The organism is Polaromonas sp. UC242_47 (genome assembly GCF_044452385.1).
Taxonomy (GTDB): Bacteria; Pseudomonadota; Gammaproteobacteria; order Burkholderiales; family Burkholderiaceae_C; genus Polaromonas.
Map to the genome: position 1 here is coordinate 528,119 of NZ_JBIOAO010000001.1, position 22,297 is coordinate 550,415.

Genomic DNA, 22,297 nt, shown 5'->3' on the forward strand with positions numbered 1-22,297 from the left:
AAAAATAGTAGCGACTGATGCCCCTGTCAAAGCCTCAGGATATGTCCGGTGCGCGGGTCGCCGCTGCCGGCCAGCACTTGCTGGTAAATCGCCGCCACCGCTTCGGCGCCCGTGTGGTGTTGCACCAGCAACCAGGGCGCCGGCGGCTGGGCCACACGCGTACTGAAGGTTTGCCAGGCCAGCACCAGGCGCTGGCCCAGGCCGTCCCGGCCCCAGTCGGCACTGCGCTTCTTGATCTGGGCTGGCGCAAAAAACAGGGTGGCGCGCGGGCCGGGCAGGTCTTTGGCATTGCCAAGTTCGGTCACGTGGGTGCCGCCTATCGAGCAGCTGTATTTCAGGTTGGCAAAGCGGCTGTGGATGGCATGGCGCAGTTTGGCGTTGCCGGCAAAGTCCACATAAATGGCGGCGCGGTCGGCGGCGATCTGATCGAGTTGCTCGTAGCTCAACACGCGGCTGTAACAGCCCAGGCTTTCGCAAAAGGCGATGTTGGCCGGCGAGGTCAGGCCTATCACCTCTATGCCCGGGCGTTGCGCCAATTGGAAGGCCGTGCCGTAAGCGGTTTTGCTTGACGCGCTGGACAGCAACATGGCCCCTGTAGAGGCGCCAAAAAAGTCGTTGTCAGCCAGGAAGTCATCAATCAAAAACGAGGTGATGAACAGCGGCCGCAACAAGGCCTGCAAGTCTTCGGTCGAAGCGCTGTAAAACGGGTCGGTGCTGCAGCGTGAATACTGGTTGTAGACCGCATGTAACTCGCGCCGGTGGCTGGCGCCGTCGGCAAAACCGCCGGCATCGACCCGCACCGGCGCCAGCACGGCCTCGGAAGCCATGGGGTAATAACCGTAAAACTTCTCGCCCACCGCCACACCCTCACACAAGGATTCACGCACTGTCGCAAACCCCCAGACCGGAATGTTGCCCCAGCCGCCGTCACCGACCTCGGGCACCGGGTAAAAACCCCAGTACTGCATCGCATCGCCAAAAGCGGCGTAGGTGATGTTGTTGGACGTCAGCGCAAAAGAATCCACCGCCAGTCGCACTTCGCCAACCGCCAATGCGCGCGGCGGGGCGCTGTACAACTGGGTGGTGTTGAGTTTGTCCTTGCGGACCAGAAAGCGGGTGGGGGTGAGGGTGGGGCTTGTCATGGCTGCACCATAAACCAAGCGGCGCGGCGGTTCAAGACCGTGGGGCCGCTTTGGCGACAGGTTGTTATGGCGTTTTTTTTTGCCCGTCAATTTCCCGCCGGGTGTGCATACGGGCAGTCATTGAGCACAGGATGTCGGCTTCGGCGAGGAATGTATTTCCCCTTGGGGCGGTGGATTCAACCGGTCGTGAATGTCTGCTTGGCGCACGCGGACACCATTTACTCGGACGTTCAAGTGAGGGACACTTGAACCCGCTTGAACAACTTGTCTCGGTTGCGTGCGACCGCGATACCCGGCTCTGGCCAGCCCGATACGCGACGGGGGGTCGTCCCGAGGCGTTTCTTTCGCACGGTGGCCGGGTGGCGCAATTCTCACGAAGGCTCATGTTCAAGAACTGAGATCCTCAATCGACGTATAGCCAGCAGGCTACCCCGGAGGGCACTGTGGAAAGATCCGACCATCGAGCAACGGCGCCATTCAAGTGGTCCACCAACGATTTTTCCCCCTCTGAGCGGCTCGATGCCTACGCGGGCATGCTCGACAACCGTATTTTGAGTATCACGACGTCCAGTCCGGTGAGATTCAATTTCAAAGCAGAGCTCACGGCTGCGCAATTAGGTCCTCTCACGGTGTCGCGATTGGGGGGATCGACCCATGACGCGTACCGGACGCGAAAAGACATTGCGCGTGCCCAAGAATTCACCTATCTCCTGACCGTCGGCGTTGGATGCAGTTGGCGGCATTGGAAAAAGGACTGTGAAGCACTGCTTCTGCCAGGCGACGTTCTCTTGGCCGACACCCGCGAAGAACTGTCCGTACATTGGCCGCCCGATTGTTTGGCACTCAATGTACGACTGCCCATCGAATGGCTACAAGCCTGGATTGCGGATCCGAGACAATTGGTCGGTCGACGCATCTCCGGAGATGCCGGTTGGGGCCAAGTCTTGTCGAACTATATGTCTCAACTCACCCCCGAGTTGGCGATGGCCCCCCCGTTGCCTGCCCAGGTCATGGCGGACCAGATGGGTGCGCTGCTCGCACTCGCTGCGCAGGAAGTGCTGGGGTATGTTCCGGCGAGTCAGGCGCCCGATGTTCAGCAGCGTGATCGCATTCACGCGTGTATAGAACAACGCTGCTCAGAGTTGCAGCTGACCGCCGCCGACGTCGCCGCTTCGCTGAATTTATCCCCCCGTACGCTGCATCGAACACTCGCGGCTCATGGGGAAACATTCGGTAAAACACTCATCGATGCACGCCTGGAGGTGGCTTTTCGCATGCTCCTCTCAAGGACATTTGATCGCATCACGGTGGCAGAAATTGGGAAACGCGCCGGCTTCCTGGATCCTTCCCACTTCTCCCGCGTCTGCCGACTGCGTTTTGGGTATACGCCCAACAGCCTTCGCCAAAACCGCGCATCGTAGGACCTCAGCAGCAGGCTTGCCTTTCGGCCTGTTTGCCGGCCTGAGAGTTCATCGTCATAGCCTGATGGCTGGCACTCACAGCCAACGACGTGGCACACACAGGCAATTTCCAATCATGGAAAGCTCCTATATTTTTGTCGCGTGGCCGAAGATTTCTGAGAAGACGAATTGCAGACGGCGATGTTCCATGAGCATGTGGGTGGCGTTGCAAGAACATTGCATTTGCAGGGCATTCAAAAGGTTTTGACGGCACATGACGTTCCCACAATGAATCTACCTGAGGAATCCTATGCCAAACCAAAATAACCCGAAAGCCGGCCTGCAGGCCATGCTCACGCCCGACAACTGCGTTTTGATTCTGATTGATCATCAGCCGTTCCAGTTCGCAGGCCTGCGAAGCCATGACACGCAGACAATCATCAACAACGTTGTGGGACTGGCCAAGTCCGCCAAGGCATTCAAGGTGCCTACCCTGCTCACGACGGTTGTCGAGGACAAGGGCGGGCTGCTCCTCAAGCCGTTGCAAGACGTCTTTCCGGAACAAAAACCGATAGACCGCACCTTCATCAACACGTGGGAGGACGAGCGTGTCGTGGCCTGGGTCAAGAAGACCGGACGCACGAAGATCGTGATGGCAGCACTTTGGACCGAAATCTGCCTGGCCTTCCCTGTCATTCACGCGCTGGGCGACGGGTACGAGGTGTATTTCGTCACCGATGCTTCCGGCGGTGTCAGCCTGGAGGCGCACGAGATGGCGGTGCAACGCATGATTCAGGCTGGCGGCGTGCCTCTGACCTGGACGGTGTTCGCATCGGAACTGCAGCGTGATTGGGCGCGCACGGCGACCGTGCCCGCACTTGGACAAATGCTGGTCGAACACATGGGCAACGTGGGCACGAGCTTGTTGTGGGAGCAGCAGTTGCTCAATACACCTCGGGCGGGCCAATCATGAAGATCGGCGTCGTGGGTGCGGGCGGCATCGGTCAGGCCTTTGCGGGTCATGCCGCGAAGGCCGGCTACGAGGTGATCCTCAGCAACAGCCGCGATCCCGAATCACTGAGCGCTGCCGCGCGCGAGATGGGGCCGAACGCCAGGGCCGGAACGCGCGAAGAAGCCGCCGCCGCCGACGTGGTCTTTCTGGCGGTGCAATGGCCGCAGATGCCGGAAGCACTGGCCGGCCTGCCCGCATGGAACGGCCGCATTTTGATCGATGCGACGAACGCCGTCGGACCGGGCTTCAGTGCCTTCAACCTGAACGGCAAGAGTTCGAGCGAGGTCGTTGCGTCGCACGCGCCAGGCGCTCGCGTCGTGAAAGCGGGAAACACGCTGGTGCGCGCCATGCTTGCCGCCGATCCGCATGTGGCAGGCGGGCGCCGCGTGCTCTTCCTCTGTGGCGATGACAGCGCGGCAAAGCAGGCCGTCGGCGACATCCTGGGCCGCTGCGGCTTCGCCACCATCGACCTCGGAGCCCTGGCGAGCGGCAGTCCGCTTCAACAGTTCCCGGGTGGCGTTCTTCCCACCTTGAATCTGGTCAAGCTGGGCTGAGGAAGGAGCAAGCGGATGTCCACCCTCTTCGAAGGCAAGGTGGTCCTGGTCACGGGTGCGGGATCAGGCATCGGACGCGCGGCGGCGCAGCTTTTCGCCGCCCGAGGCGCGCTCGTTTATTGCGCCGGGCGACAGGAGGCCAAGCTGGCGCAGACGCAAGCGATGATCGAAGCGACAGGCGGCCTGGCTCGCGTTGCGGCCGCCGATGTCTCTCGCGAAGAGGATGTCGCAGCCTTGCTTTCGCGCATAGACCGCGAAGAGGCCAGGCTGGACATCGCCTTCAACAATGCCGGCATCACTGGCGGAGCGCATCGCATCGAGGACTACCCGATGCAGGATTTCGACGAGGTGATGCGCGTGAACCTCACAAGTGTCTTTCTCGGAATGAAGTACGAATTGCCACTCATGAAAAAGACCGGTGGCGGTGCGATCTGCAACACCGCATCGGTCGCCGCGATCACGGGGCCTGGCGGGATGTGCGCCTATGCCGCGTCCAAGCACGGGGTGCTGGGCCTCACACGGGTGGCGGCGATGGAAAACGCAGCCCATCACGTGCGGGTCAACGCCCTCGCCCCGGGCTGGACCGATACGCCCATGGTCGCTGCGAACAGTGTGCAGAACCCCGCCTTCGCCAAGCTGGCGCTATCGGCAATCCCTGCCAAACGCGGTGCGCGCGCCGAAGAGGCCGCAGCCGCGGCCGTGTGGTTGTGCTCGCCAGAGGCCAGCTATGTTGTTGGACAGATGTTGGTCGTCGACGGTGGGATGACCATTGGCGGCTTTGAATTTTGATGGTGCGGAGAGAGATTCAAACGCTGCCCGCCCCATAGCTAGGCGGGCAGCGTTCACGCAGCAACTTATTTGGCTGCAACCTTCACATTCGAGGCGGCCTGTTCGATCAACCTGGCGACGACGTTTGGCTTTGACACGTAGACCGCATGGCTACCTCCGGTTTCCATAACGGTAGCGCCGGCACGTTTGGACATGAGGCGTTGCGCCGGCGGCGGAATCATCTTGTCGTCGGTCGCGACCAGGTACCAACTCGGCTTTGACTGCCACGCCGGATTGGAGACCGCGCCGCCGAGTGCATCCACACCCCAAGGCACTTGCGAGTTGGCCATGAACGCCGCGGTGTCACGGTTCACGTCTGCGGCGAACGAGGCGGCAAACTTCGATTTGTCGAGCAGCAGGAAACCGTCTTGCGGCGGCAGGATGGGCGGCACCGGCGCGCCAGGTTGCGGATCCTTGATCAGTGTGTTGACGGACTCGCCTTTGTCGGGCGCGAACGCGGCAATGTAGACCAGGCCCGTGACCTTGTCGTCATTCCCGGCCTCCGTGATCACGACCCCCCCATAGGAATGCCCGACCAGGACAACAGGTCCGGGTTGTGCCGCAATCACACGCCTGGTGACAGCCACATCGTCGGCAAGTGAAATCGTTGGATTCTGGACGATGGTCACGTCGTAACCATCCTTTTTCAGGATCTTGTAGACACCTTCCCAGCCCGACCCGTCGACGAAGCCGCCGTGCACGAGAACGATGCTGGGCTTGGCCGCATTGGCAGGCGTTGCGGCCGTCGCGCCGCCGCCTGCGGCAAGCAGTGCTGCGCTCATGACGACGGAGACGAATTTGGAGGACTTGAACATGGACATTTGAAACTCCTTACGGCGCGCCCTGGCGCGCTGAAACACAAGAGCGCGATGGAGGAAGGCCTTTGAAAGTCGCACCCAAATCTTTCAATGGCGAATTAAATTTAAATCTAAATAGTTTAAGCGTCAACTATCAGTTTGTAATTTATTGTTCAACCCTAAGCGCAAACAGCGTGTTCGGAATCGAGTGTCGCAAACAGCCACTTGTCGCCACATCCGGCGTATCAAGTGGCAAGGCCTCCGCCAGTCAACTCTCAAATGAACGTTGCGACCTGACTCGTGCTTCCAGCTGGGCCAACTCGGGAATGCCCTTGGCCTGATAAAGCTTCGCCGCGACGCAGGCGTGAGATGTGGGGCTGGCAGCTTCGGGGTGCCAATCCAAGCTCGAACCTGCGCCGGTTTTCGCGTTTGTGAAAACGGAGGTCCAGTGCCTGCAGTTGGTCAATGGCGCCTGTCACGCTGAAGCAGGCGGTCAGCTGGTTGGCCGTATTCTGTCGCAGCTTGAGGCGCGCCACAGCAGCAAGCCGTCAGCGGCAGGGCGCCATTTCTGACAAAAAAATGCACGCTGAGGCCTGGGCAATGAATACCCGTCGCCATGGTTGCTTATGCCCGGCCCAAGTGGTCAACGGCGCTGGAGGCGTCGCGGGCCGCCAAAAAAATGCGCCCCTAAAGGCGCATTGAGCGAGCGTGAAGTCCCGACTTATTTCAGCGTGAGGGTCACGTCAATGTTGCCGCGTGTGGCATTGGAGTAAGGGCAGACCTGGTGGGCGGCGTCGATCAGGGATTGGGCTGCGGCGCGGTCCATGCCGGGCAGGCTGATGTCCAGGCGGGCGGCAATGCCGTAGCCGGCAGGAATTTTGCCCAGGTCCACGCTGGCATCAATCGCGAGGTCGGCCGGGAGGGTGATTTTCTGCATGCCGGCGACGGCCTTCATGGCGCCAATAAACAGGCGGAATAACCGGCGGCAAACAGCTGCTCGGGGTTGGTGCCGGTACCGGCGGTGCCGGGCGAGCTCAGTGTGACGTCCAGGCGGCCGTCGTCGGTTTTGGATTTTCCGTCCCGGCCGCCGGTGGTGTGGGCGTTGGCGGTGTAGAGAACTTTTTCGAGTTTCGTGGTCATGCTGCTTGCCTTTGAAAAATGCCCCGGAATGGGAGCGGGTTGAGAAATACTTGGATTTTTACGCCACCAGGCGCTGGCGCAAAGCCTGCACTTGCTGGGTGAGGGCCATGAGTTCAGGAATCGGGCACTGCGCGGCCGCCAGGATGCAGGCGGGCACTTTGGCGGCACGGGTTTTGAGTTTGCGCCCGGCTGCGGTCAAGGTGATGTGGACGCGGCGCTCGTCTTCCGCGGCGCGTATCCGCGAGATCAGCCCGGACGCCTCCAGGCGTTTGAGCAAAGGGGTGAGCGTGCCGGAGTCCAGGTAAAGCCGCTCGCCGAGTTCGGACACCATCAGGCCGTCCTGCTCCCACAACACCAGCATCGCCAGGTATTGCGGATAGGTCAGGCCCAGCTCCTCCAGCAGCGGTTTGTACAGTCGGGTCATGGCCAGCGAGGTGGAATACAGCGCAAAACAAAGCTGGTTGTCCAGTTGCAGCAGGGCGTCGGTCTTGGTGGGCATGTTGCAATTGTATATCGCAATTAAATTGTGTGCAATGTAATTGTTGGGGCAAGCCCCTGAGGGGTATTTGGGACATGGCAGGAGCGCTGGATGACGCGGCGCTAGACTGGAGGCTCATGCAAAAAACCAGTACCCCCCGCAGCGGCAAAACCGCCCGCCAGGCAAGCAAGGCCGACCCTGCCGTTCAAGTCATTGAAGAAATCCGTCCCGGCCAGTCCATAGAGCTGCTCAAGGAGCTGCACATCCTCACGCGTGAGGGCAAGCTGAACCAGGACACGCGGCGCAAGCTCAAGCAGGTTTACCACCTCTACCAGTTCATCGCACCGCTCTTGGAAGAAGTCTCGGGCGCTGACAAAGGCTTCACGCTGGCCGACCACGGTGCCGGCAAGTCTTACCTGGGTTTTATTCTTTACGACCTGTTTTTCAACGTTGCGCACCAGGGCCAGAAAACCGCCGGTTCGATTTACGGCATTGAAACCCGCAGCGAACTGGTGGAAAAATCACGCACGTTGGCCCAGCGCCTGGGCTTTTCGCGCATGGTGTTTTTAAATTTACTGGTGGCCGAAGCCACCACCTCGGACCAGTTGCCGGCGCAGGTGGACATCGTTACCGCCCTGCATGCCTGCGACACCGCCACCGACGACGCGATTGCGTTTGGCCTAGCCAAACAGGCGCGCCACATGGTGTTGGTGCCCTGTTGTCAGGCCGAAGTGGCCGGCGTGTTGCGCAAGAACAAGGCCTTGACCCTGGCCAAAACACCCTTGGCTGAACTCTGGCGCCACCCGCTGCACACGCGCGAGTTCGGCAGCCAGATCACCAATGTGTTGCGTTGCCTGCAACTCGAAGCCCATGGCTACCAGGTCACGGTGACCGAGCTGGTGGGTTGGGAGCACTCGATGAAAAACGAACTCATCATTGCCAGCCGGCCGGCTACGCCCAGCGCCGCCAAAACCCGTCAGGCCCAGGTGCGTCTGCAGGAGGTGCTGGCCGAACTGAACTTGGGCGAACTCACGGCCCGTTTTGCTCCACCGGGTGGCTGAGCGCCTGCGGCGCATCAACTCGCCCGACGGTGACGGCTTCAGCCGGGCAGCACTGGCAGCACTGGCAGCGTGCCCCCTGATTGCCAAACGCGATGTCACTGGCACCGGTATGGTTTATCGTTTTGATCTCCAAATTCAGGGCGGCAAGGAAACGGGTTTCTTCGACCTCTAAAGGTCTTTCTCAGTCACTGCGGTGGTTTGCCCTGCGGGACAAATGCGGCGGCGCGGGCCACTTGCGCTGACCGCGGGGATGGCGTCAAATGGCCGCGAAGGCACCTTTGCCTTCGTTCTGGAGAGCCGCTTGCCGCCTGTGCCTGACAACTCTGGCCGCCCTTACACCCGCACCGCGATAGTTTTGCACGGGGCCATGGCCCTGCTTGTGTTGATGGGTTTTTCGCTCGGCCTGTACATGGTTGGCCTGCCGCTCAACCCGCTCAAACTCCAGCTTTATTCTTTCCATAAATGGATAGGTGTGAGCGTCGCGGCGCTGTTGCTGCCGCGTTTGTTCTGGCGCAGCCTGCACCCACCACCACCGTTGCCGGTTGGCACGCCGGCCTGGGAACAAAGCGCGGCCCACGCCAGCCATCTTCTGCTGTATGTCTTGATGGCCTGTGTTCCGGTCTCGGGCTGGTTGATGAGTTCGGCCAAGGGCGTGACCACGGTTTATTTCGGACTCTGGGCGTTGCCCAATCTGCTGGTACGTAACGAGGCGCTGGGGCTTTTTCTGGAAGCCTTGCACCGCCTCCTCAATTACAGCCTGCTCGCTTTGGTGACCCTGCATGTGGCGGCGGCGCTCAAACACCATTTCATCAACCGGGACGGCGTGCTGGACCGGATGTTTCGTTTCACCCGGGCCGGCTCATGAAAGCGCTCGCCCTGGCCTTGTGGCTGGCCTGCACAGTCGCGCAGGCCGTGGAGTACCGGCAGGTGGACCTGGCCGGCAGCAACATTCGTTTCACGTCGCGGCAAATGGGGGTGCCGGTGGATGGCGCTTTTCGCAGCTTTGATGCCAGCCTGGCTTTTGACCCCGAGGCGCCGTCTGCCGCCAAAGGCCAGTTACGCATCAAGCTGGCCAGCATTGACACCGGTCTGCGCGAGGTTGATGAGGAGGTGCTGGGCGCACAGTGGTTTGATGCCAAGCGTTATCCTGAAGCGCGTTTCGAGATGCGTCAGCTTCAGCCGCAGGGTGGCGGTCGCTTCCAGGTCAGCGGCGTGCTCAGCCTCAAGGGTGTCAGCCGGCCACTGGTGTTGACTGCCATGCTCAAGCCCGGCGGCCAGCAGGCGGTGCTGGAGGGGGGCTTGGTGATCAAGCGGCTGGACTTCGGCATAGGTGGCGGTCCCTGGGGCGATGTCGGTGTGGTGGCCAACGAAGTCACGGTGCAGTTTTATCTGGTGCTCAAGCCCTAGTACTGGGAGTGAATCATGAAAAAAATGGTTGCCGCGCTGCTCTGCAGTCTGCCCCTGGCCTGGTCGCTGGCGGCACCCGAGGTCTATGAACGCGACCCCGATCACACCTTCGCCTGGTTCGAATTCAACCACCTGGGCTACAGCATGCAACGCGACCGTTTCGACAAGGTGGACGCCACCGTGACATTGGACCTGGAGAACCAGGTCGGCAACGTGGAGGTGGCCATAGACGTCCAGTCGGTCAGCACCGGCTCGCGCATGTTCGACCGGGTGTTGCGCAGTGAGACGTTTTTTGACGCCAACAAGTTTCCCCAGATCACCTTCAAGTCCACACGCCTGAGTTTTGGAAAATTCGACGACGTCACGTCCGTTGAAGGCATCCTGACCGTCAAGGGCATCAGCCGGCCTTTGACCCTGACCGTGACGCATTTCAAATGCATGATGCACCCGATGCTGCGCAAGCCGGCCTGCGGGCTCAACGCCACCGGCAAGGTCAGCCGCAGCGACTTCAACCTGGGCCGTTTTGTACCGCTGATTGGTGACGAGATCACGCTGCATGTGTCCATGGAGGCGCTCAAGCGCTGAGCCCGGACGCTATGCCATGGGCCGGCCAGGGGACTTGTCTGGCGAGGACGGTAGGCGTATCGTGCAGCTTCACCCCCCTGTTGCAAGTTGCCATACCAGGAGACCGTCATGCCACCACGTATGAAATACGCCCTTTGGGCCTCGGCCGTCGCCCTGCTGGGCGCTTGTTCGGCCATGTCTTCGACCTCGCAGAACCCCATGAGTTTTTTTGTGACCAGCGTCAACCCGGGCAAGGGCGGTGATCTGGGCGGGCTGGCCGGCGCGGACGCCTACTGCCAGCAGCTCGCCACCTCGGTCAATGTCGGCGGCAAAAACTGGCGCGCCTACCTCAGCACCACGGCCAGCGCCACCAGCCCGGCGGTCAACGCGCGTGATCGCATAGGCCGTGGTCCCTGGCAAAACGCCAAGGGCGTGGTGGTGGCGACCAATGTGGAGGAGCTGCATGGCGACAACAAGCTGAACAAACAAACGGCGCTGACCGAAAAGGGCGAAATCATCAGCGGCGTCGGCGATCCGGTGGTCATGCACGACATGCTGACTGGTTCCACGACGGACGGCCGCGTCGCCACGGCGACTGGCGACACGACCTGCGGCAACTGGACCCAGAGCGGCGCTGGCTCGGCCATTGTCGGCCATAGCGACCGCACCGGCCTGAGCGAAACCGCGCCGGCCAAGTCCTGGAACGCCTCCCACGCCACACGCGGCTGCAGTCTGGATCTGCTCAAGGTCACAGGCAGCGCCGGGCTGTTTTACTGCTTTGCCGCGAATTGAATGACGGAATGCTACTTTTTTAATAGCTGCTTGCGTCCGTGAATATTGGGCTTATGCCTTGTTTTGCTTGAGGCTCGGGATGAAACCGCCCTTCGGGCCGTTTAGGCTAAGGTTTTTTTAGGGTTGGCGTAAGCAATTCTTAGCAAGAGCGTCAACATCTTCTTTCTAGACTTCCTGCCTGGTTTCCTGCCGTCATGGGTGCACAGTGCACCGTGCCAGTCAACCTGCAAGCAGGCTGTGCCTGAGAAAGAAGTTTTCCGTGAACCTCCATCCCCAAGAAATGGCGCAAGTCGCCGCTGCGCAGGCCGCACCACGCCTGGACCTTTATTCGGGCATTCACAAGGCGCTGCGCGCGCTGATGGCCGATACCCTGCTGGCCGTCGGCCGCATGGACACCGACGATGCGCTGGAGCTGGCCCAGACCAGCCAGCGCGTGCTCGAACTGATGGATTTTTGCCTCTCGCACATCCGGCACGAGAACCAGTTTGTTCACGCCGCCATTGAGGCGCGCGCGCCCGGCGCCAGCGAGGTGATTGCCCATGAGCACCTGACGCACGAGGCGCATGTGGCCGGGTTGGTCGGCCTGGTGGCCGCCCTGCGCCAGTTGCCGGCCGCCGAGCGCGCCAGCGCCGCGCTGACGCTGTACCGTCAGCTGTCCCTGTTCGTGGCCGACAATTTTCAGCACATGCATGTGGAGGAAACGGCACACAACGCCGTGCTGTGGTCGCGCTACACCGACGCGGAACTGGCGCAAATCCACCAGGCGCTGGTGGCATCGATTCCACCCGACGAGATGATGTATGTCTTGCGTTGGCTGGTGCCCTTCATGAACCCGGCCGAGCGCCACGCCATGATGGCCGACATGCAGGCCCATGCGCCGGCACCGGCCTTTGCCGCGGCCATGACGACCGTGCGTCCGCATCTGACGGATCGGGAATGGGCCAAGCTCACGCGCGGCCTGGGGCTGGCGGCCGTTCCCGGACTGGTGTCGGCCTGAATCCGCAGCTCAGATGGCGACTTCCTGCAAGGCCAGGGGTCGCTGCACGAGCAGCCGGAAGCGGCCGCGCCCGGTTTTTGCGATGCGCAGATGCGGGCTGTGTTCGGCCAGGCGGCGCTGCAGCAGCAGGAGTCTGGCTTCCAGGTTGTCGGTCACATCCGGCAGATGAATGGCCGGGTCCAGCCGCAACTCGCGGTTCGAGAATTCGGTGCGGCCCTGCTGGACGTAGTCATTCACCAGTTTCCAGAAAATTGCACCCGCCACGCCCTTGATGAGGTAGTCGTCGTTGATGAACACGCTGTCATTGACCGTGAAGCGCCGGAGTTGCAGGGGGGCGCCGTTTCCCGGGTGCGGGACTGGTTTGGCCGACAAGGGCTCTGGCAAGTCCGCCGTATCGGGGTGGGCCTGCATCAGGTCGATGGCGGCGCCAAGATGACCGCTCAGCGTTACCAGCAGGTCTTCCTCCTCGAAGCCAAACTGCAGGTCCTGGGGGCTCTCGGCAAACAGCACGCCCAGCAGTCGCCCGGCCGACAGTATGGGCACCGCCAGTTGGCTGTGCGGCTCGGCCAGGCCGGGGTAGGGAATGTCGGTGTCCAGGGTCAAGCCGGGCGCATCGGCCTGCAGGCTGCTGCGAATGGCATGGCTGTAAAGATGGGCGCTGGTCATGTGCCCTATGCGCACAGCCGTGCGTTCACGCGCCGCCACGCCGATAACGCCGTGACCCATGCCGATTTCCGAGCCCACGCCCGAGCTGGCATAGCCGCAACTGGTCACGGTGTACAGCCGCTGGCTGGCGGCATCCAGCATCAACACCATGGCGTGGCGAATGTCCAGAAAGTCGTTCAGAGTCGTGAGTGTTGCCGTGAGCAGCTCGTCCAGCCCGCAGCAGCGCGACAGGCGCTCGCTGCCGCGGCGCAGTGCCGTGAGCAGGTTGGCGCGGGGCGGCGGCGGTGCCAGCGGCTCGCCGGCGATGGCCTCTATTGCATGGACTTCATAAATGTCGGAGCCCCGCAACTGGAACACCCCCGCCATGCCGCTGTGCGACGCGATGCCGGCCAGTTGCGCCTTCATGCCTTCAAACACCGCGCCCTGCGTTTCGGTGCGCAGATAGCGGATATGCAGACGAAAGAAGGCGGCGGTGACCGGGTGCAGCACCAGCACGGTGGCATGCGGGTTGGCCAGGATGTTCTCCCGCGTCTTGTTGAAAAACTGGAAGGACAGGGCGACCTGGCTTTCGGCGACATAAAACACCTGCGAGATGTAGGCCACATTGGGTGTGCCGTCCGTCGCGCAGGTGGCGACGACGGCCGGAATGGCGCCTTCCAGGCAGGGTCTGATGTCGGCCAGTGACGGTGCGCTCATGATGTGGGCGGCAGCGCGGCGCCGGCCTTGGGCCCGGGGGTCTGGTCAAAGGCTTGCGAAGGCTCGAAACTGATGGCGACCAGGTCGTCCAGCCGGTTCGCCAGCATGGCCCGCGTGAAGACAGGGCCGTAGCCAACGCGCTCGACCTCCTGTTCCATGGACGCCAGATAGCGCGTCAGCGCGGCTTGGTCGGCGGCCTCGGCGCCGCGCAGGCGCGCATGGCTGGCCTTGAGCTGCACCGTGCGGTGGCTGGCGGGCTCCGAAAACACCACGGCGATGCGGCCGGTGCTGGCAATGTCCTGAATCAGCTGGCGTGACTGCGTCCGCGACACATAGACCGTGACGCTGCGGCCGTCCGCCGCGATGGCACTGCCCACGGCGCGCATGATGCTGGGCCGCAGGTCCAGGCCGCAGGCGCCCACGATGGCCGATACGCCCTTGTCCATCATGGCGATCAACTCGGGCGGCAGCAGTGCCGGGCGCGGGTCGGCGTTCATCGGCAGAGTATAGAAGTACCGGGCCGGCGCCGCAGCCAATTTTGCAGGCCCTGGCGCTGGGCTCTTGAATGGCGTCGGCACCCTTCCGGGCAGGGCTGCGCCCTGGGTCAGTGGCGGCGCGGGGCCGCTGCGAATCAAGCCATGGTAGCGTGGATTGCTATCTTAATGATAGCTGTGTGCGGCCGTACTCATTGGGTTAAAGGGTGTTTTGACTTGAAAAATCAGCGCTGACCGCCTTAACTCCGAAAACGCCGGCGTGTCAGCGCCAGCGCGACCCAGAAGGCCAGCACGGTGTAAATCACCAGCACCAGGCCATGCCGCACTGGCGTGGCCGGCCACTGGTCCATGAACAGCGGACGGATGATTTCCACGGCATTGGTCAGCGGTAACCAGTCGGAAATGATACGCACCAAGGTCGGCAACTGTTCACGCGGGAAAAACACGCCGCTCAGAAACATCATGGGCGTGAGCACCAGGGTGAAGTAATAGGTGAAAAAGTCGTAACCCTTGGCTAGCGCGTTGAAGATCAGCGCAATGCATGAAAACATCATGCCGACCAGCAGCAAGATGGGCCAGGCCAGCAGAAGCTTGGGGCTGTGGCTGATGCCCAGCGCCAGCATCACGCCGAGGATGGCCGTGACGGTGAACAGCGCCTTGAAGGCCGCCCACAACATCTCGGCCAGCAACACGTTGTCCAGGCTGACCGGCGCGTTCATGATGCCGTCCCAGGTCTTTTGCACATGCATGCGCGAAAACGCCGAATACAGCGCCTCGAAACTCGCCGCGTTCATCGCGCTCATACAAATCGAGCCGCTGGCCAGAAACAGGATGTAGGGCACGGCGGTGCCGCCGACCTTGATCTCGCCGACCAGCGCGCCCATGCCGTAGCCAAAAGCCACCAGCCACATCAGCGGCTCGGCGATGTTGCCGACCAGGCTGGGGATGGCCAGCTTGCGCCAGACCAGCAGGTTGCGCAAAAAGACCGGCCACCAGCGACTCGATAAGTCAGGCCTGCGCCAAATGGATTGCGCGCCGCCGTTCGGCGCCTCGTAGGTCGACATGCTTTGTACTTCCTGCTGGGACATCACGCATCCTCCCTGATCTGGCGGCCGGTGAGTTTGAGAAACAGGTCTTCCAGGTTGGCGGGGCGGTGCAGGGTGCGCCAATGGCCGTGTGCGGCCAGCCGCTCCAGCAAGGGGCGCGCGTCCTGGGTGTAGAAAAACACGGTTTCACCACTGACCTCCACACGTGCGGCCAGCGCACGCAAGCCGGCGTGGTCGGCGGCTTCGGCCAGCGCCAGCGCACCGACGCCATACACCTCGACCACATCGGGCTCCAGGTGCTGCGCAATCAAGGCCTTGGGTTGGCCCTCGGCGATTTTTTTGCCGTGGTCCAGCACCAGCAGGCGCGAACACAGGCGCTCGGCCTCGTCCATGAAATGGGTGGTCAACAAAATTGACTTGCCCTGCTGCAGCAGCAATTGCAGGCGCTCCCACATCAGGTGCCGTGCCTGCGGGTCCAGTCCGGTCGTGGGTTCGTCAAGCAGCAGCAGTTGCGGGTCGTTGACCAGGGCGCGCGCCAGGCTCAGGCGCCGCCGCATGCCGCCCGACAACTCGCCGGGTTTGCTGTTCGCCTTGTGCGACAGCGAGGCAAACTCCAAGAGGCTGGGTACACGGGCGCGAATCTGCGCCGCCCGAATACCGAAATAACGGCCATAGACCTGCAGATTTTCGGCGCAGCTGAAGTCCGGGTCCAGCGTGTCGAACTGGCTCACCACGCCCAGTTTGGCCTTGATCGCCAGCGCGTCTTGCGGCATGCGCAAGCCGGCGCTCTGGCCGTTGAGATGGTAGGCGATGGCGCCGGCGTCGGGTGCCGCCAGCCCCAGGCACATGCGCAAGGTGGTGGTTTTGCCGGCGCCGTTGGGGCCTATGACGCCCAGGCATTCGCCGGGGGGCGATTTCAAACGACAGGTCGTCAACCGCCACGGCCTGGCCATAACGTTTGCGCAGGCCCCGGATCTCGAGAAGAGGATGGCTCATGGGCCTATTGTTGCCCATCCCGGGTGCCTAGCTGTCGTCGCCGTAGTCGTGGTCGGGGTGGTTGACCTCGTCCAGCTTCCAGTAGCCCCGGCCCACGATCTGGTTGCGTGGAATGCCCAGCTCGTCGGTCAGCAGCTTGCGCAGGCGGCGCATGGCGGCGGCTTCGCAGGCCAGGTAGATACGCGCGTCCGCAGCAATCGCCGGCAGGCTGCGCAGTGCTTGTTCAAGCGGCAGGCCGGCGGCGCGGTGGTTGCTGCCGCGTGGCAGCCACGTCACCTCGAGTTGCGCGGCGCTGTGCAGCGGGCGTTCCTCGGCGGCTGAGATCACCTCCAGCAACACCCGCGCGCTGGCGCTGGCGGGCAGGGCGGCCAGAATGGTTTCCACGGCCGGCAGCGCGCTGTCGTCGGCAATCAGCAGGTGTTGTGTGGCCTCGGCATCCAGCGTGTAGCCGGGGCCGGGCCCCATCAGGAACAGGACCTGGCCAAGCTTGGCCTGCGCGGCCCAGGTCGACGCCGGGCCTTCGCCGTGCAGCACAAAGTCGACGTCGACTTCCAGGGTCTCGGGCCGAACCGCCAGCGGCGTGTACGTGCGCATGGACACCGCGCGCGGGCCGTCGGGCAGGGGGCGTGTCGGCTCGGTTTGCCCGGGTTCCGGAAAAATCAGCTTGAGGTAGCTGGCGGGACCGGCCGGCGCGAAGCCCTCGAGTTCTGCGCCGGTCAGTGTGATGCGGCGCATGGCCGGACTCAAGACCTCGACACGGCTGACTTCCACACGCCGTGGCGGCCGGCGTTTGCGCGCTGGCGCCGGGCTGGGGGCATCGCTGGGGGAGGGGTCTGCAGGCGTTGTTGGGTTCACAAGCGACTTTCTAAAGAAAAAGACGAGAAAAAGACGGATGGGTTAATGCGAACGATTGTTATCCGAAGTTCTTGGGCGGCTGATGTGTAAGGTTAAATTCCGCCCGGAGCGCCCGGCCGGGTGCAGTAAAGTGGCGGCTGCGGCGCCTGCCCTCTATCAAACATTCTTCACCTGACTTTTCACTTTCGGCACATCCCATGACCACCTTCGGCACCCCCTTGTCTCCCTACGCAACCAAAGTCATGCTGCTCGGCTCCGGCGAGCTGGGCAAGGAAGTCTTGATTGCCTTGCAACGTCTGGGCGTGGAAACCACGGCCACCGACCGTTATGACAACGCCCCCGGCCAGCAGGTCGCGCACCATGCACGCACCATCACCATGAGTGATCCGGCCCAGCTCAAGGCCTTGATCGAAGAAGACCGGCCGCACCTGGTGGTGCCCGAGATTGAAGCCATTGCCACGCCCATGCTGGAAGAGCTCGAAGCGGCCGGTGTGGTGCGTGTGGTGCCGACCGCGCGGGCGGCGCGCCTGACCATGGACCGCGAAGGCATACGCCGCCTGGCGGCGGAAACCCTGGGCCTGCCGACCAGTCCCTATGTGTTTTGTGATTCGCTGGCCGAGCTGCTGGCCGCGATCGACAACAAAATCGGCTACCCCTGCGTGGTCAAGCCGGTGATGAGTTCCTCGGGCAAGGGCCAGAGCAAAATTTCCGGCCCAGCCGACGTGGCCGCCGCCTGGGAGCACGCCATGGCGGGCGGGCGTGTCAGCCGCGGCCGTGTGATTGTTGAAGGTTTCATAGATTTTGATTACGAGATCACCCTGCTCACCGTGCGGGCCATGGGTGTCAACGGGCAGATCGAGACGCATTTCTGCGAGCCCATCGGCCATGTCCAGGTCAGCGGCGACTATGTGGAAAGCTGGCAGCCGCAGCCCATGGCGAGTCCCGCGCTGCAAAAAAGCCGCGACATCTGCAAGGCCGTCACCGACAACCTTGGCATCGGCCACGACGGCCAGCCGTCCGGCCTGGGCCTGTATGGTGTGGAGCTGTTTGTCAAAGGCGACGATGTCTGGTTCAGCGAGGTCAGCCCGCGTCCGCATGACACCGGCATGGTGACCATGTGCACGCAGTGGCAAAACGAGTTTGAGTTGCATGCGCGCGCCATCCTGGGCCTGCCGGTCAACACCGCCCTGAAAAGCCCGGGCGCCAGCGCCGTGATTTACGGCGGCGTGGATGCGCAAGGCATTGTGTTTGACGGGGTGGCCGAGGCGCTGCGTGTGCCCAACACCGACATTCGTCTGTTCGGTAAACCCGAAAGTTTTGTTAAACGCCGCATGGGGGTGGCGCTGGCTTTTGATGCCAATGTGGATGTGGCGCGCACACGGGCCAAGGAGGCCGCCTCCAAGGTCAAGCCACGCGTGGAAAAGTGATGAAATAGGTCGACAGCCCATGGTGGGTGGCTGTCATAAGCTATTTAATTGATAGCTGGCCAGCTAGGCCCAATGGATGTGGTGGTAGTCAAAACCCATCTCCAGCGTGGGTTTGACAATTTCGAAATAGGGCGACACATCGAAATCGCGCGGCGCATACAGGCTGCGGTCGCGGATGTGGAATATTTCCTCGGTCACGGCCTGGTGCCGTTTGGGGTCCTGGTGGCGGTCCAGGGTGATGGCCGGCAGTATGGGATAGGCCACGCTCTGGAAAGCCTCGGCAATGAGGGATGAACAAATGGCCCGGGTCGGGTCGCCGCTGCCCAGCGCCAGCAGGTGTCTGCGCCAGCGGCCCGGAACCGGCGGCGCGGGCAGCAGGTAACGCGCCAAATCAAAAACGTTTTTCAGGTCGTACTGCTCGCCAAGCTTGCTGGTGATCTCCATCAGCAGACGCTGCAAGTCGGCCGCGTTCAGGCCTATGGGCCGGCAAATGCGTGTGGGGTAGGGCAGGTAGTGTTCCAGCGGGCGTTTGCAGACGCCTTGCAAAATGTCGGCCTCTATCAGCAGGTAAGGCTGGCCCTGAGCATCCGCTCCGCCCAGTTGCGGGCCGACAAAAAAGGCGGCATGCGACCAGGTGGACTGCGTCAGGTATTTGATGGCCGTGGAAAAACGGCTATTGCCTTCCACCAGCAGGACATCGCCCGGCCGCAGACACTGCGCCAGCGCGTGACGGTTGGTGGGCATGCCGGTTTGGGCACCGGGGCGCGGGTGCGACAGGTAGCGCGCCAGCAACTGGCCAAGGGCATGAAAAACAGGGTGGCGCATGGGCGTTTCCAGGACGAAGGTGTACACGCGCGGGTGTTCGCCTCCCGGAAACCGCCCGTGCGGCTTTAAATTACCACGATTGCTGCGCGGTCGCACGCCGGTCAGCTTCCGTTTCATGATGGCGTGCTGCTGGATGTGCGGGACCTGCCGAGCCACTCATGGCAACGTGCGTCATGCGATGATCGCGGGCATCACAAAAAGTGATGATCCAACCCCTCGTGAAGGAATGTGTATGGAGCTGCGCCAACTGCGCTACCTGGTCCGGGTGATAGAACTCGGCAGCATCAGCCGGGCCGCGCTGGACCTGGACCTGGTGCAATCGGCGCTCAGCCAGCAAATCAGCCGGCTCGAAAGCGAGTTGTCGACCCGCTTGTTGCAGCGCAGCCCCAAGGGCGTGACACCGACCGAGGCCGGTCTGGCCTTTTTTCGCGAAGCGCAACTGGTGTTGCGCCATGCGGAGCAGGCCGCACGTGCGGCGCAACACTCGCGCCTGTCGGGCAGTGTCAGTGTGGGCATGGCGCCCACCACCGCTGCCGTGCTGGGTTTGTCGCTGATACGCGCCATGCGCGAACGTTATCCCGATGTGCGCCTGCACATGGTCGAAAGCCTGTCCGGCCATTTGACCGGCATGCTCAACGCCAGGCAGCTGGACCTGGCCATGTTGTTCAACACCCAGGCCGGTCGCCGCTGGAGTGTGATGCCTTTGCTGGAGGAAAAGCTGTTTCTGATCCAGTCACGCCGGACCCTGGTGGGCAAGCCGCTCAAACGTATCAGTGTCGCGCAGCTGGCCGGCGTGCCGCTGATTTTGCCCACGGGGGTACACGGTTTGCGCAGCACGCTGGACGGCGCTTTTGCCCGGGCCAAATGCAAACCAAGCCTGGTGGCGGAGATTGACTCGTTGGCCATGCTGATGGATGCGGTGGACAGCGGCCTGGGCCACACCTTGCAGCCCTGGGCCGCGGTGAGCCGTTTTGCGGATGCGTCCGAGCGGTTTCATTTGACGGAAATTTCCGACACCTTGGCACGCCGCGCAAACGCCTTGTGCAGCCTGTCGGACGACGAACTGTCGCCCGCCGGCCTGGCCGCGCGTGTGGTGTTGACCGATTGCGCGAACGAGGCGGTGCGCTCCGGGCGCTGGGTCGGGGCGCGGCTGGTCAGCGCGTGAGGGTGGAGGGCTGAGGCATAGCCATCACGGTTTGTGATGACCGTATGCCGTCTGCCTGCTTTCCCGAGTTGTGGTTCAGCGTTAGATTTCAGTGTTAACGCTTTCAACCATCCGCCACGAGGAAACACCATGGATTTGCAACTGAGAGATAAAACAGCGCTGGTCACAGGCGCCAGCACCGGCATAGGGCGGGGCATTGCGCTGGCACTGGCGGCCGAAGGCGTGAAGCTGGCGATTTCGGCCCGGCGTGTGGGGCTTCTCAACGAAGTGGCCGATGAAATCGTCAGCCGCGGCGGGCACAGGCCGGTGGTCATCGAGTCCGACCTGTATGCCGAAGACGCCGCCAAGACCCTGACCGATGCCGCGCTGGCCGGCCTGGGCGGCGTGGACATCCTGGTCAACAACGCGGGCGGCTCGCGCTCTTTCGCCGATCTGCATGTCAGCGAAGACCGCTGGCAGGAAGCCATCACGCTGAACTTTCATCGCCCGCGCCAGGTCGCGCAGGCCTTGCTGGACCAGATGATTGCACGCAACTGGGGTCGCATCATCAACATCACCGGCAAAAGTGAACCCGACCATGTCAATGGCGCCTTTTGCGCCAAGGCCGGCATTCACAGCTGGGCCAAGGGTTTGAGCCGCATGGTCGGCAAAAACGGCATCACGGTCAACAGCATTCCGCCCGGGCGGATTCATTCCGAGCAGATTTTCCGCAACTACACGCCGGAGTACCGCCAGTGGCAGTGTGACAACGAAATCCCCGTGGGCCGTTATGGCGAGCCGGAAGACCTGGCCAACCTGGTGTGTTTCTTGTCCTCGCCCCTGGCCAGCTACATCACCGGTGCGGTGATCCCGGTCGACGGGGGCTTGCGCCGCTACCAGTTCTGAAGACCGGGCCCGCGGGCGAAAACCCCCGCTGAGATTCATAACGATAACGACAAGGAGACAAAGCATGATGAACGATTCAATGTCGCGGCGCAGCCTGTTGCAGGCCGCTGGCCTGGGCGCTTCGACGCTGCTGCTGCCCACGGCCATGGCACAAGCGGCGTGGCCGTCCCGGGCGGTTCGTTTTGTGGTGCCGTTTGCGCCTGGGGGCACCTCCGAAATTGTCGCCCGCTCCGTGGCCGCCGAACTCAGCAAACAGCTGGGGCAAAGTGTGTATGTCGAGAACAAGCCGGGCGGGGCCGGCACGGTGGCGATGCAGGAAGTGGCAAAGGCGACGCCCGATGGCCATACCCTGATCCTGGGCCATGTCGGCACCCTGGCCGTCAACCCCTACATGCTGAAAAACCAGCCCTATGACGTGAACAGGGATTTCATGCCCGTGACCTTGCTCGCCAAGGTGCCCAATGTGTTCGTGATCCATCCCGATGTGCCGGCCAAAAACTTCCAGGAGTTTGTGGCCTATGTGAAGAAAAATCCCGGCCAGCTCAACTACGGCTCGGCCGGCAATGCCAGTGCCGGCCACCTGGCGATGGAGTACCTCAAGCTGGTGACCGGCATGTTTATCACACACATCCCTTATCGCGGCACCGGCCCGCAGTTGACGGATTTGCTCTCGGGCCGGACCCAGGCCTCGTCGGCCGGCCTGCCTGCCTTGAGTGCACATATCAAAAGCGGCAAACTGCGTGCCATTGCCGTGGGCACGCAGCAGCGTATTTCTGCCATGCCGGAGGTGCCCACGGTGGCGGAGATGGGTTTCAAGAACTTCGAAACCTCGCAGTGGTACGGCATTCTGGCGCCCGCCGGCACACCGGCCGATGTGGTCAAACGCCTGCAGGAAGAGTCGCTCAAAGCGCTGAAGTCCTCGGCGGTGACAGCCCGTTTTGCCACGGACAACGCGGTGGGCGGCGGCGGACCATCGAGTGAATTTGCCTCCTTCATCACAAGCGAACAAAAGGTCTGGAGCGACATCGTCAAACGCGCCGGTATCCATGCCGATTGAGAAAAACTGAAAG

23 protein-coding genes and 2 pseudogenes are annotated in these 22,297 nt (G+C 62.3%); 15 read left to right on the forward strand and 10 right to left on the reverse strand.

Annotated elements, in window-relative coordinates; genetic code table 11:
• Positions 1-26 precede the first annotated feature (26 nt).
• Positions 27-1,142: a DUF2855 family protein gene (locus tag ACHMXK_RS02650; protein WP_397437445.1), complete on the reverse strand. Its 1,116-nt coding sequence runs from the start codon at positions 1,140-1,142 to the stop codon at positions 27-29.
• A gap of 443 nt (positions 1,143-1,585) precedes the next feature.
• Between ACHMXK_RS02650 and ACHMXK_RS02655 the strand changes: the two genes are divergently transcribed.
• The 4 genes from ACHMXK_RS02655 (at position 1,586) to ACHMXK_RS02670 (ending at position 4,897) form a co-directional block, all read left to right on the forward strand.
• The gene (locus ACHMXK_RS02655) at positions 1,586-2,563 is read left to right on the forward strand and encodes an AraC family transcriptional regulator (RefSeq protein WP_397437447.1); all 978 of its coding nucleotides are present in this window, start codon (positions 1,586-1,588) and stop codon (positions 2,561-2,563) included.
• Positions 2,564-2,891: 328 nt separating this feature from the next.
• A complete protein-coding gene (locus tag ACHMXK_RS02660) occupies positions 2,892-3,515 on the forward strand; it encodes a hydrolase (RefSeq protein WP_397437449.1) in 624 nt (207 codons plus the stop codon).
• Positions 3,512-4,108 carry an NADPH-dependent F420 reductase gene (locus ACHMXK_RS02665; protein ID WP_397437450.1) on the forward strand — a complete coding sequence of 199 codons (597 nt, stop codon included), beginning with the start codon at positions 3,512-3,514 and terminating at the stop codon, positions 4,106-4,108. The genes ACHMXK_RS02660 and ACHMXK_RS02665 overlap by 4 nt, the downstream gene beginning before the upstream one ends.
• Before the next feature lie 15 nt (positions 4,109-4,123).
• Positions 4,124-4,897 (forward strand): SDR family NAD(P)-dependent oxidoreductase, encoded by a 774-nt coding sequence (locus ACHMXK_RS02670; RefSeq protein WP_397437452.1) that lies wholly within the window; start codon positions 4,124-4,126, stop codon positions 4,895-4,897.
• Positions 4,898-4,962: 65 nt separating this feature from the next.
• On the opposite strand, the gene ACHMXK_RS02675 is transcribed toward ACHMXK_RS02670, so the two are convergent.
• The 3 genes and pseudogenes from ACHMXK_RS02675 to ACHMXK_RS02685 form a co-directional block, all read right to left on the reverse strand.
• On the reverse strand, positions 4,963-5,757 hold the full coding sequence (locus ACHMXK_RS02675; RefSeq protein ID WP_397437454.1) for an alpha/beta hydrolase: 795 nt from the start codon (positions 5,755-5,757) through the stop codon (positions 4,963-4,965).
• Positions 5,758-6,454: 697 nt separating this feature from the next.
• Positions 6,455-6,873 (reverse strand): annotated as a pseudogene (locus ACHMXK_RS02680) (organic hydroperoxide resistance protein).
• Positions 6,874-6,931: 58 nt separating this feature from the next.
• On the reverse strand, positions 6,932-7,372 hold the full coding sequence (locus ACHMXK_RS02685; protein WP_397437456.1) for a MarR family winged helix-turn-helix transcriptional regulator: 441 nt from the start codon (positions 7,370-7,372) through the stop codon (positions 6,932-6,934).
• A gap of 116 nt (positions 7,373-7,488) precedes the next feature.
• Here ACHMXK_RS02685 and ACHMXK_RS02690 point away from each other — a divergent pair, with 116 nt between their 5' ends.
• The 7 genes from ACHMXK_RS02690 to ACHMXK_RS02720 all read left to right on the forward strand — a co-directional run bounded on the left by ACHMXK_RS02690 (position 7,489) and on the right by ACHMXK_RS02720 (position 12,172).
• Positions 7,489-8,412, forward strand: a complete 924-nt coding sequence (locus tag ACHMXK_RS02690; RefSeq protein WP_397437457.1) for a class I SAM-dependent methyltransferase — start codon at positions 7,489-7,491, stop codon at positions 8,410-8,412.
• Positions 8,405-8,584 carry a hypothetical protein gene (locus tag ACHMXK_RS02695; RefSeq protein ID WP_397437459.1) on the forward strand — a complete coding sequence of 60 codons (180 nt, stop codon included), beginning with the start codon at positions 8,405-8,407 and terminating at the stop codon, positions 8,582-8,584. The genes ACHMXK_RS02690 and ACHMXK_RS02695 overlap by 8 nt, the downstream gene beginning before the upstream one ends.
• 129 nt (positions 8,585-8,713) lie before the next feature.
• Positions 8,714-9,277: a cytochrome b gene (locus ACHMXK_RS02700; RefSeq protein WP_397437461.1), complete on the forward strand. Its 564-nt coding sequence runs from the start codon at positions 8,714-8,716 to the stop codon at positions 9,275-9,277.
• The gene (locus ACHMXK_RS02705) at positions 9,274-9,819 is read left to right on the forward strand and encodes a YceI family protein (RefSeq protein WP_397437463.1); all 546 of its coding nucleotides are present in this window, start codon (positions 9,274-9,276) and stop codon (positions 9,817-9,819) included. Before ACHMXK_RS02700 ends, ACHMXK_RS02705 begins: the two co-directional genes overlap by 4 nt.
• A gap of 15 nt (positions 9,820-9,834) precedes the next feature.
• Complete coding sequence (locus ACHMXK_RS02710) at positions 9,835-10,404, forward strand: YceI family protein (RefSeq protein ID WP_397437465.1); 570 nt, start codon at positions 9,835-9,837, stop codon at positions 10,402-10,404.
• Positions 10,405-10,512: 108 nt separating this feature from the next.
• Positions 10,513-11,175, forward strand: a complete 663-nt coding sequence (locus ACHMXK_RS02715) for a hypothetical protein (protein WP_397437467.1) — start codon at positions 10,513-10,515, stop codon at positions 11,173-11,175.
• Positions 11,176-11,434: 259 nt separating this feature from the next.
• Entirely contained in the window at positions 11,435-12,172 is a 738-nt protein-coding gene (locus tag ACHMXK_RS02720; protein ID WP_397437469.1) for a hemerythrin domain-containing protein, read from the forward strand.
• 9 nt (positions 12,173-12,181) lie between these two features.
• Here ACHMXK_RS02720 and ACHMXK_RS02725 read toward each other — a convergent pair whose 3' ends face one another.
• The 5 genes and pseudogenes from ACHMXK_RS02725 to ACHMXK_RS02745 all read right to left on the reverse strand — a co-directional run bounded on the left by ACHMXK_RS02725 (position 12,182) and on the right by ACHMXK_RS02745 (position 16,925).
• Complete coding sequence (locus ACHMXK_RS02725; RefSeq protein ID WP_397437471.1) at positions 12,182-13,534, reverse strand: GAF domain-containing protein; 1,353 nt, start codon at positions 13,532-13,534, stop codon at positions 12,182-12,184.
• Positions 13,531-14,031, reverse strand: coding sequence for a hypothetical protein (locus tag ACHMXK_RS02730; protein WP_397437472.1), 501 nt, complete (start codon positions 14,029-14,031; stop codon positions 13,531-13,533). Before ACHMXK_RS02730 ends, ACHMXK_RS02725 begins: the two co-directional genes overlap by 4 nt.
• 236 nt (positions 14,032-14,267) lie before the next feature.
• Positions 14,268-15,092: an ABC transporter permease gene (locus tag ACHMXK_RS02735; RefSeq protein WP_397442421.1), complete on the reverse strand. Its 825-nt coding sequence runs from the start codon at positions 15,090-15,092 to the stop codon at positions 14,268-14,270.
• Between the two features lie 23 nt (positions 15,093-15,115).
• A pseudogene (locus ACHMXK_RS02740) lies at positions 15,116-16,070 on the reverse strand (ATP-binding cassette domain-containing protein).
• A gap of 27 nt (positions 16,071-16,097) precedes the next feature.
• Positions 16,098-16,925, reverse strand: a complete 828-nt coding sequence (locus ACHMXK_RS02745; protein ID WP_397437474.1) for a siderophore-interacting protein — start codon at positions 16,923-16,925, stop codon at positions 16,098-16,100.
• Between the two features lie 197 nt (positions 16,926-17,122).
• On the opposite strand from ACHMXK_RS02745, the gene purT reads away from it, so the two are divergent.
• The gene (gene purT / locus ACHMXK_RS02750; protein WP_397437476.1) at positions 17,123-18,352 is read left to right on the forward strand and encodes a formate-dependent phosphoribosylglycinamide formyltransferase; all 1,230 of its coding nucleotides are present in this window, start codon (positions 17,123-17,125) and stop codon (positions 18,350-18,352) included.
• A gap of 63 nt (positions 18,353-18,415) precedes the next feature.
• Here purT and ACHMXK_RS02755 read toward each other — a convergent pair whose 3' ends face one another.
• Entirely contained in the window at positions 18,416-19,177 is a 762-nt protein-coding gene (locus tag ACHMXK_RS02755) for a lipo-like protein (protein WP_397437478.1), read from the reverse strand.
• A gap of 232 nt (positions 19,178-19,409) precedes the next feature.
• On the opposite strand from ACHMXK_RS02755, the gene ACHMXK_RS02760 reads away from it, so the two are divergent.
• The 3 genes from ACHMXK_RS02760 to ACHMXK_RS02770 all read left to right on the forward strand — a co-directional run bounded on the left by ACHMXK_RS02760 (position 19,410) and on the right by ACHMXK_RS02770 (position 22,284).
• On the forward strand, positions 19,410-20,342 hold the full coding sequence (locus ACHMXK_RS02760; RefSeq protein ID WP_397437480.1) for a LysR substrate-binding domain-containing protein: 933 nt from the start codon (positions 19,410-19,412) through the stop codon (positions 20,340-20,342).
• 129 nt (positions 20,343-20,471) lie between these two features.
• Entirely contained in the window at positions 20,472-21,227 is a 756-nt protein-coding gene (locus tag ACHMXK_RS02765) for an SDR family NAD(P)-dependent oxidoreductase (protein ID WP_397437482.1), read from the forward strand.
• 64 nt (positions 21,228-21,291) lie between these two features.
• Positions 21,292-22,284, forward strand: a complete 993-nt coding sequence (locus ACHMXK_RS02770; protein WP_397437484.1) for a Bug family tripartite tricarboxylate transporter substrate binding protein — start codon at positions 21,292-21,294, stop codon at positions 22,282-22,284.
• Positions 22,285-22,297: the final 13 nt, after the last annotated feature.